This window comes from Treponema sp., assembly GCF_052169735.1.
Classification (GTDB): domain Bacteria; phylum Spirochaetota; class Spirochaetia; order Treponematales; family Treponemataceae; genus Treponema.
Genome location: NZ_JBQNBW010000076.1, coordinates 1 through 10,193, shown reverse-complemented (window position 1 = coordinate 10,193; position 10,193 = coordinate 1). Strand labels below are relative to the sequence as shown.

7 protein-coding genes are annotated in these 10,193 nt (G+C 43.7%); 4 read left to right on the top strand and 3 right to left on the bottom strand.

Annotated features, from left to right (window positions below):
• Positions 1-144 precede the first annotated feature (144 nt).
• From ACTTJ8_RS10545 to ACTTJ8_RS10535, 3 genes are all read right to left on the bottom strand, one after another.
• Entirely contained in the window at positions 145-1,617 is a 1,473-nt protein-coding gene (locus tag ACTTJ8_RS10545) for a PEGA domain-containing protein (RefSeq protein ID WP_442716571.1), read from the bottom strand.
• A protein-coding gene (gene prfB / locus ACTTJ8_RS10540) for a peptide chain release factor 2 (protein WP_442716572.1) occupies positions 1,614-2,751 on the bottom strand; the annotation gives its coding sequence in 2 pieces (ribosomal slippage) (positions 1,614-2,678 and positions 2,680-2,751; 1,137 coding nt in all). Before prfB ends, ACTTJ8_RS10545 begins: the two co-directional genes overlap by 4 nt.
• A gap of 10 nt (positions 2,752-2,761) precedes the next feature.
• Entirely contained in the window at positions 2,762-3,046 is a 285-nt protein-coding gene (locus tag ACTTJ8_RS10535) for a CRISPR-associated endonuclease Cas2 (RefSeq protein WP_442716585.1), read from the bottom strand.
• 287 nt (positions 3,047-3,333) lie between these two features.
• Here ACTTJ8_RS10535 and ACTTJ8_RS10530 point away from each other — a divergent pair, with 287 nt between their 5' ends.
• The 4 genes from ACTTJ8_RS10530 (at position 3,334) to ACTTJ8_RS10515 (ending at position 9,926) form a co-directional block, all read left to right on the top strand.
• Positions 3,334-5,424 (top strand): methyl-accepting chemotaxis protein, encoded by a 2,091-nt coding sequence (locus tag ACTTJ8_RS10530; RefSeq protein WP_442716573.1) that lies wholly within the window; start codon positions 3,334-3,336, stop codon positions 5,422-5,424.
• 76 nt (positions 5,425-5,500) lie between these two features.
• Complete coding sequence (locus ACTTJ8_RS10525) at positions 5,501-6,043, top strand: glucosaminidase domain-containing protein (protein ID WP_442716586.1); 543 nt, start codon at positions 5,501-5,503, stop codon at positions 6,041-6,043.
• A 70-nt stretch (positions 6,044-6,113) separates the two neighbouring features.
• Positions 6,114-8,078 (top strand): DNA topoisomerase IV subunit A, encoded by a 1,965-nt coding sequence (locus tag ACTTJ8_RS10520; RefSeq protein ID WP_442721161.1) that lies wholly within the window; start codon positions 6,114-6,116, stop codon positions 8,076-8,078.
• A gap of 126 nt (positions 8,079-8,204) precedes the next feature.
• Positions 8,205-9,926: an AMP-binding protein gene (locus tag ACTTJ8_RS10515; protein WP_442721160.1), complete on the top strand. Its 1,722-nt coding sequence runs from the start codon at positions 8,205-8,207 to the stop codon at positions 9,924-9,926.
• Positions 9,927-10,193 lie beyond the last annotated feature (267 nt).

The following is a 10,193-nucleotide window of genomic DNA, read 5'->3' as shown; positions in this document are numbered from 1 at the left end:
ATCAGAAGATATCATAAAAATTCCTTTTTGGGGCAATACCTCTTGCAATTTATACGGGAAATGCGTCTTTAAGAAGCTTCTGTATCTCCCGCAGTTAAAATATTAAAACAAAAATTGCATAGGCGTAAAAAAAGCGGCGGTCGGCTACAAACGGCGTGCTTCTTTCGGAATACTCTGATCAGCAGAATAGAGATAAAGCCCCAGCTGCACTGCATAGTTAATTCCGAGACCAATCGTAATCCCTTGCATGACTGCTGTAGAAATAAAAAGCGAACGGTACTTATCCTTAACAGCGGTATCAACCTCTAGCCGATAATCTATAATGGCAGAAGCCATATCAGCGGTAACACTTTGTAAAATCATAAAAATAGGCAGCGAAACGTAAAAAGCTCCGAGCGACCAGTATAAAATATTCCGCTGGCGTTCAATTTTTGTCTTTGTCTGCTTTTTATTCAAATTTGTTTGCAGCTGATAAAGTGTCTGTTTTTGCCGCATAAAGTGTTGAGGACGGAGCACCGTATACGTTTTTACATCTCCGTAGGAAAAACTCACAACAGTATTTTTACCCGCAGGAATATCTATTTGAAATGGAGTACCGGCAAAATACTGCGTATGGGCAAATACATCCGCTGCCGGTTCAATAAAACGGAACGCAGCAGTTATTATTTTTTCCTTTTTGAGTTTAATTTTAAGTACATATTTTTTCCCAGCCTGCGCTTCTATCGTTTTACCGGCAGACTCATACTCTGGAGCCAGAACTTCCAAACGATGGCTTCCTTCATGCAGATACAGAGGAGATGTTCCTACCTCAAGCCGTTCGTTATTGAGATACAGCTCTGCATTTTCGGGTTCAACCGTCAGCAGTACTTTTGCAGGCTGGGTATTTTTAACTGCTGCCATAATCTGCGCAGCAAGCGAGCGGGCTATGGCTTCAGCAGACTGATACCCCCCTGCCTCGCTGAACCGATATTCCGGCATCCCTGCCAAACCAGTGGTCAGCACAACCGAAACATACATATACCCTGCCAAATCCTGAATTGAGCCGTTAATGACAGCAGAAATACCATCCGGTTTGAGCGCTTGAGCAGTATTGGTATGCTCCGGCTGGGTAAACACCTGCTCTCCGCCCTTCCATATCATAACAGGCATTGTCTCCGCTGCAAAAGAGGTATCTTGTATCAGCTTCTCTATTTTTTCTTGCACTTTTTGAATGTCTTTTTCTTTTGCCGCTATTTTTTTATTGAAAGCCGCTGTTTGTTTTTGTTTTTGACGCTCAGACATAACAGCAAGATACACCCCATCGCGTTCCCCAATTAAAGAAACCCGCTCGCGGACAAGCGCTGTTTTTTCCGCGGAATACTCCAACATTTTCCTCAGCTTTTTTTCCTCCGGGGTAACCAGCCGCAGAGCAGGCACGGAGCAAAACAAATTCAGCATTGCCGGAATCGCGGTTGCATACGAACTATAAAGCTCCGGAACATCGGTGAGCGTGAATGTTGCTGCCGTAACCGACCACGTAGGAATATCACCTTTTGTTTGAGCCGCAACAGACGCAGTACCATATATGGCAGAAAAAAGTCCCAAAAGGGCGGCTGCAAAAAGCCTTTGAAGCCTCATTCGGCAGGATCCTCATACATAAGCTGATTTGCCCACTGCTTCTTCAAAAAATCTTCGATAAAACTGTCTATATCTCCATCCATAACAGCCTGAATATTACCGGTTTCATGTTTTGTCCGGTGATCTTTTACCATAGTATAGGGCTGAAAAATATACGAGCGGATTTGGTTACCCCACGAAATGCCTTTTTTTTCGGCAGCGAACTTCGCATTCTCTTTTTCCTTTTCATTGCGGTAGTATTCATAGAGCCGTGCCTTGAGCATACTCATTGCAGTTGCACGGTTGGATATTTGACTGCGCTCGTTCTGGCATGCAACCACGATACCGGTAGGAAGATGGGTAAGCCGCACTGCTGAATCGGTTTTATTTACATGCTGACCTCCGGCGCCTCCTGCCCGGTAGGTATCAACCCGCAAATCTTCGGGTTTAATTGTTACTTCGATTGTATCATCCAGCACGGGAAACACATATACGGAAGAAAAAGAGGTATGTCTACGCGCATTGGCATCGAAAGGACTTATTCTGATAAGCCGGTGCACTCCTGTTTCTGCCTTTAAGAAACCATACGCATAATCCCCGCTGATCTGCAGCGTAATAGACTTTAACCCTTCATCGGCTTCCAGCTCATCCAGTGTTTCTATTTTAAAACCATGGCGTTCCGCCCAGCGGATATACATACGGGTCAGCATTTGTGCCCAATCGCATGCTTCCGTACCTCCTGCACCGGCATGTACCGTTAAAAACGCATCACTGCTGTCAACCCCATCGGAAAGCAAAGAAAGCGTATTAAGCTTTTCAAACTGTTCTTGCAGTGCGCTCAGCAATGTATCAAGCTCTTGTATTGAATCAGCTTGATCTTCAGGATTGAGTTCGTGTGTTAATTCATAGAGCGCTTGTAAATCTTCAATATTTGCAATCAGCGCTTCCCAAGGTTCAATACGGTTTTTGAGTTTTTTAATTTCCGACAACACTTGCTCGGCTTTTTTAGGGTCATCCCAAAAATTCGGCAGTCCCGTTACTTGTTCCTTTTCAGCAATCCGTTTTTTTACTGCTTCAGAGTCAAAGACGCCTCCAAATTTCATCTACGGATTCTTTGAGCGCGCTGATTTGCGGTTTATATTCTTCTAGCAGCATAGTAACCTCCTTAATTCTTTACCGGCGGATGAACCAACAGCTTCCGCCACTTCTTTTTAGCAAGTGTTAAAATAGCCAATTTACTGTCAACAGGATATTGATATACCCGCACCACATCATAATAATCAGTTACCCGATCTATTTCCCGCCGTAATGTAAGCAGCTGCTGTTCTCCTACTGATGCGGATTCCCAACATGCCCTCTGCATCCTGGTAAAACCATGAAATGTTAAAACCTCAGCAAGATTCCGGGCAGTCTCTTCACCGCTGGGATCTATCACTACCGATACAAACATAATTGCGTAGAGCATATACTGAATCAATACAGAGTGTCAAATGGTTGAAAAGATTGTTCATACAACCGATATTGACATTTATACCCAAAATATGATACATACAGCAAATATATCATCGAGATCGCTAGGAGGCTTTTTAGCGATGCCCCTATTATCCCAAAGCAACACCCTCGACGCAGATGCCGGAGTTGTTGTTCCCATAAGATGGTTGCAGTCGGCTTTAATACCCTTTATTACGGCGCGGCATGTGAGCATTAACCTTCCGCACAAATAAGGATGTATCACCTATGAAAAAGCATTCACTCATGTCTCGTCTGTATCTTAAATATCAGCTGGTTCTCTTCTTGAGTATTCCGCTCGCAGCAGGGATCTTTTTATTTTCGCTTTTATGGTACCGCTCAGAAAAAGCTGCCGTTACAACAGATGTCGGCAATTATCTCCAAGCAAAAAATGATTACTATGTGAAAACCATTGAAACTTTCTTTTTGGAGCAAGAAACTCTTTTAACAACCCTTGCAGGATCAATCGGAGCTTCTCATTTTGATAATGCAACCATCTTTACCATGTGCAGCACGGCAAAAAAGAATTCCGAACGGCTGGTAACCGCTATTTACACCGGTTTTCCGGATAAGGTTTTTATGTCCACAACAGGATGGACACCGACGGAAGGTTGGGATCCAACCCAAAGACCATGGTATCAGCGTGCTATTACTACAAACGGAGTTGCTTTTACCGATATATACATTGATGCAGAGACAAAAAAGCCGATGCTTACGATGAGTATCCCGATACGGCATAAAGGTGAATTTATAGGAGTTCTAGCTTCCGACATTAACCTTACTCAGCTTAAAAACCTTATCGGGATGGAAGAAGACAGCAATATCGATGTTTTTATACTCGACACAACCGAGCACTTTATTACTCACAAAACATATACACCGGATGACAGCCTTGCGGAAGTTGGAAAAGGTATGTATGCGCAAGCCCATGCAGACATACTCAATCATCAAACTGACCATTTTATATCAACAATTCAAGGTGAACAAAGCCATATCTATACCACCTATTTTCCACGCAGCGGCTCTCGGCTTGTCCTTTCCATGTCAGAGAAAAATATGTTTGAAAGCCTTATACATATTAGAAATAAGGCGTATCTCTTTGCGTTATTATTCTTTGGTCTTTTCTTACTGTTGATTTTTATGACCGGTCTTAGAATTGCAGCACCGATTCATATCCTGATTACTGCATTAAAAAATATTGCCGAAGGCGAAGGGGATATGACCGTACGGCTCCCTGAAACGGGAAACGGAGAAACCATTTTGCTTGCGCGTTATTTCAACCAAACAATGGACAAATTGAGCAGATCTATCAAAGCAGTACGGGATGACGCAAATGTAATGCGCGGAGTTGGAGACGATCTAGCTGCTAACATGACCGAAACAGCAAGCGCAATCCATGAAATCAGTGCAAATATTGAAGGGGTTAAAAAACAGGTACTCAATCAGTCCGCAAGTGTTATTGAGATTGGAACATCGTTGCAAAGTATGATGCGTACCATCGAAAAGCTAAACAAAAACATCGAAGTACAAACCAAAACAGTTGATACCTCTTCGGTCTCCGTACATCAGATGGTTTCTAATGTACAATCGGTTGCAACAATTATTGAAATGAATCTGCAAACACTTGATGATCTCAATACGGCAACAAAACAGGGAAAAACAGGCATTGCTGCTGCGGTTGATCTGACACAAGCAGTAGATGACAGCTCTGCCATATTGCTGGATACAAGTACGGTCATCCAAAATATCGCAGCACAAACCAACTTGCTTGCAATGAACGCAGCCATAGAAGCTGCACATGCAGGAGAGTCGGGCAAAGGTTTCGCCGTTGTTGCCGGAGAAATCAGAAAGCTCGCAGAAGAATCCAATACACAGGGAAAGAATATTACCTCTATCCTGCAGGGACTAAAAGAAAAGATAAAATTGGTAAACAGCTCGGCTATGTCGATTGAAAAACAATTTGATGCTATTTTTGAGCTTGTAGAAAAAACAAAAACACAAGAACATATCATTATGAATGCAATGCAAGAGCAAAATACCGATAGCGAACGGATTGTGAATGCAATGCGTACAATTGATGAAATGACGCATACCGTTCAGAATATCTCATCCGAAATGCTGAACGGCAGCACCCTTGTAGGGGAAGAAATGAAGCGGCTCGCCGATATGTCAGATGCGATTGCCAATAGTATGAACGAAATGGCAACCGGTACAACACAGATAAATAATGCCGTACATGAGGTCCGTGAAATCAGTCAAGAAAATAAAAACAGTATTGATAATTTGGCATTTGAAGTAAACCGCTTCAAGATCGACTAATTTTATGGGAAACGGCATGAATACTCGCTCTTTCCGTACTGTTATACGGTATATTCCCATTTCAATAGGTTTAATTATGCTTCTTTGTCTCTGTTTTTCTTGCCAATCGGTTCCTCGGGAGATACCTAAGGCAATTATGGGAAGGGGGATGGTAACAAAGGAGCAGCTTGTAGTGTTTTTCCTCAGTCAAATGCCTGAAGCAGATGAGGCAAGGGTAGCCCGTCTTGCAGCTTATTATAAAGAAGAATCTGAAGCCGAAGGTATAAATTCAGATATTGCCTTTGTGCAGATGTGTTTGGAAACAGGGTTCTTGCAGTTCGGAGGGCTCGTAACCGCCGACATGAATAATTTCTGCGGACTTGGTGCAATCAATGCGGAAAACCGCGGACTCGTCTTTCCTGATGAGCAAACAGGAGTACGGGCACACATTCAGCACTTAAAAGCCTACGCAAGTACGGAACCGCTTACAAAGGCTTCCGTTGACCCGCGCTACCGGTATGTGAACCCGAAGGGTAAAGCGCCGTATATTCACAACCTTGCAGGAACATGGGCATCAGACCCAGCGTACGGACATAAGATAGACCAGCTTTTACGCAGACTCTATGCCGGCCTAGAGTAAAAAACTCGTAAGCCTTCTACAGAAAAAACTAGACAACCAAAGTTTTTTGAGTTATCCTTAGTGAGCACTTATGGATTATGTTGAAAGTTTATTTAATACGAATTTTTTAGAGTATGCGAGTTATGTTATCCGCGACCGTGCAATTCCTGATGTTGAAGACGGATTAAAGCCGGTACAGCGGCGCATTCTCCATTCTCTTTTTGAAATGGACGACGGCAAATTTCATAAAGTAGCCAATGTCGTCGGCTATTGTATGAAATACCATCCGCACGGCGACGCTTCTATCGGGAATGCGCTGACCGTACTTGCCAATAAAAGTCTTTTTATTGATAAACAGGGAAACTTTGGAAACCTCTTTACCGGAGATGAAGCCTCGGCACCCCGGTATATTGAATGCCGCATTACGGAATTTGCAAAAGAAATCCTCTTTAACCCGCATATTACCCACTATGTTCCCTCTTATGACGGAAGGAATCAAGAACCGGTTGTATTCCGGGCAAAATTACCGGTTGTACTGCAAATTGGAGCGGAAGGTATTGCAGTCGGTATGTCTACCAAAATCCTTCCGCATAATATCCGGGAAATTATCGACGCAGAAAAAGCGTGTCTTGCGGGGAATGCGTTTGCCCTCTATCCCGACTTCCAAACAGGCGGACTCATCGATGTGTCAGACTATCAAGACGGCAGAGGTAAGGTACTGGTGCGGGCAAAGCTTGACATCTCCGATGAAAAACGTGTGGTAATCCGCGAGCTTCCCTTCGGCAGCACCACTGAAAGCCTCATCACTTCCATCGAATCAGCATCGAAATCGGGAAAACTGAAAATTTCTGAAATAAACGATTATACGGCAGAACAGGTAGAAATAGAACTGAAACTGCCCCGCGGTGTGTATTCAAAGGATGTGGTTGATGCCCTCTATGCCTTTACCGACTGCGAACAGTCTATTTCCTGTAATCTCTTGGTTATTCAAAATAATCTCCCCGTACAAACTACGGTTACCGATGTGATTAAAAACCATACAAAACAGCTCACTGCATTGCTCAAAGATGAGCTTTTATATGAACAGGAAATGCTTACCGATCGGCTCCACCTGAGAACACTGGAGCGGATATTCATAGAAGAGCGGATTTATAAAAAGATAGAAACGATGAAAACCGCCGAAGCTGTTACAAAAGCGGTTATCAAAGGATTTACGCCGTTTAAAGAGGAGCTGATACGGGAGGTAACGGAAGATGATGTAGACCGCCTCCTGAAAATTCCCATTCGCCGTATTTCTCTGTATGATATTCAAAAAAACCGTGCTGAAGTGCAAGAAATTTCAGCCCGGCTCAAAGAGATAGCACGGCTGCTCAAAAATTTGAAAAAATATGCGCTGCAGGTACTGGACGGCATCCTTGCCAAGCTGCCGCCTGACATTACCGCACGGAAAACAGAGATTTCCGGCTTTTCCAAGGTAGATGTAAAGGAGGCAGTCAACCGCGATCTTTCCCTCCGCTATGACGAAACAACCGGATATCTGGGTACCGCAGTAACAACCGGAAAGGAGATACTCAAAGTATCGCCCTACGACCGCATTATCATCTTCCGGAAAAGCGGGGTATATACTATTATGGATGTTCCCGATCGGCTTTTTGTCGATACCGGTATGTGGTATTGCGGCTTTGCAGACAAAGAATTACTGTCCAAGATTCTCTTTACGGCTATTTACAAGGATGAAAAAAATTATCCATATATCAAAAGAGCACGCATAGAATCATATATTCTCAATAGGGACTATCTTTTTGTACCCGACAATGCAGTAATTCTCTATGCTGACACTGCTGACAACTTTGAATTTACCGTGCAATATACTCCGAAACCTCGGATAAAGAAACATGAAGAAAAGTTTAAAACAGACGATTATCCTGAAAAGGGATTAAAGACCTTAGGAGTGAGGCTTGCAGAACGGGAAGCGGAAGCAGCTATTCTGACCGTTAAAAAACGTTCGGCAAAAAAAATTCCGGCGAAAGCGGCAAACACTGATGAAGGTACATAATATTCATCATACTATGATTCGGATATGGACAAACCTTCCGCTGCCTTCTTATTCGTGCCGAGGGTTTAATACACCGGTAATTCTAAAGCCGGTGGTATTGATTGATTTATACACAGGGAGACACCTATGCAAACGATCACTGAATTAGGAACACATACCTTTCAAGCAGTATTATCTAATAGCATCCGCCTCTTTGGAACGCGGCCCGCTCTTTCATTTGTTTCTGCTGAACCGATAACATACGGCGAAGTAGGAGAAAAGGTACGGCAGCTGCAAGACCAGCTGTACCGTCTTGGTATAAATCCCGGCGATAAGGTAGCGATTTACAGCCATAGTATGCCGCATTGGGGTATTGCGTACTTTGCCATTGTAACCATGGGTGCTATTGCAGTACCGCTGCTGCCAGACTTTAGCGGCAAAGAGGTAAAGGCATGCCTAGACCATGCAGGAGTCTCATTTGCAATCGTCTCTGAAAAACTCATGCCGAGGGTACCCGAGACGCTTACTGCCCTTATCGATATACGAGATTTTTCAATAAAAAAAGGAACAGAAATACGCAGCGGTTCTGCTCCGGAGCACACTAATGAAGAAAATGATACAGCATCAATTATCTACACATCCGGTACGACAGGTCGCTCAAAAGGGGTAGAACTTTCACATAAGAATCTGGTGTGTAATGCAATCGGTGGTCAGTCATGTCAGCGCATTAACGAATATGACCGCGCCCTCTCAATATTGCCGCTTTCCCATGTTTATGAATTTACCATCGGTTTCCTCATGTTCTTTTTAAATGGGGCATGTGTGTATTATCTTGAAGGGATACCCTCTCCCCGCATTCTCCTCCCCGCCCTACAGCAAGTACGCCCCACCATGATGCTGAGCGTTCCTATCATCATGGAAAAAATCTACCGGAATAAAATACGTCCAGCTTTTACCGCGACCCCTTTCCGGGAAAAACTCTACCGCACAAAAATCGGTAAAAAGCTGCTCTGTTGGCTTGCAGGTAAGCAGCTTAAAAAGACATTCGGCGGAAATCTCAAGTTTTTTGGCTTAGGCGGTTCAAAAACAGACACCACCATCGAAGAATTTATGAAAGATGCCCGCTTTCCATACGCCATCGGCTATGGGCTGACCGAAACAAGCCCGCTCGTTATCGGCTCAACCGTGCACCAAAGTATGCCGGGCTGGGTCGGTTATGCAATTCCTGAGGTGAAGATTAAAATCGATAATCCTGATCCGCAAACCGGCATCGGAGAGCTGCTCGTAAAAGGACCGAATGTAATGAAGGGGTATTACAATGATCCCGAACTTACCAAGGCATCTTTTACAGAAGACGGATGGTTTAAAACCGGCGATCTTTTTATGATGGATCAAAAAGGACATTTGGCTATTAAAGGCAGATCGAAAAATATGATTTTAGGTTCAAGCGGGGAAAATATCTATCCGGAAGATATTGAATTCGTACTCAATCAACACCCGCTGGTAACAGAATCCCTTGTTGTAGAAGGTGAAAAAGCCTCCCTTGTTGCGTATGTACAGCTTGATGAAGAAAAAATTGCAGCAGAACTCAAAGAGCTGCACAGCAAAGCCCACGAAAAAGAAGGCTTCGCAATGCCGAATTTGCAGACAGCAGTAGCGGACGCAGTTTCCGGCTTTACTGATGCGCTTGCCTATAAACGGGCTGAAATACTCAATGAGATCAAATTTTTTGTGAATGAAAATGTGAATAAAATGTCTCATATCGATAAGATTGAACGGGTTGATGCCTTTGAAAAGACTGCAAGTCAAAAAATCAAACGGTACCTCTATAATATCGCCAATAGAGGAAAAAAGGACGAAACAATATAGCCGGAGAGGCTCAACACGCACCGCTTTTTACGCTTACCGCAAAGAAGCAGAGCGCGTAAAAGAAAGTTTATTTTCAGCCGCTGAAATGGCGCGTTCATCAAGCAATATACCTCCTTGTACATTGCTTGATGGCGAATTTTGGCAGAGCCAAAATATCGCATCTGCTATAACAGCCGCCATCCGTGGCGGTATTAAACGTCGAGTTTGCTAACCCGCAAACTCGCTGATTGACGTATGCGCGTTCCGCGCATCAATGCAACAGTTTCC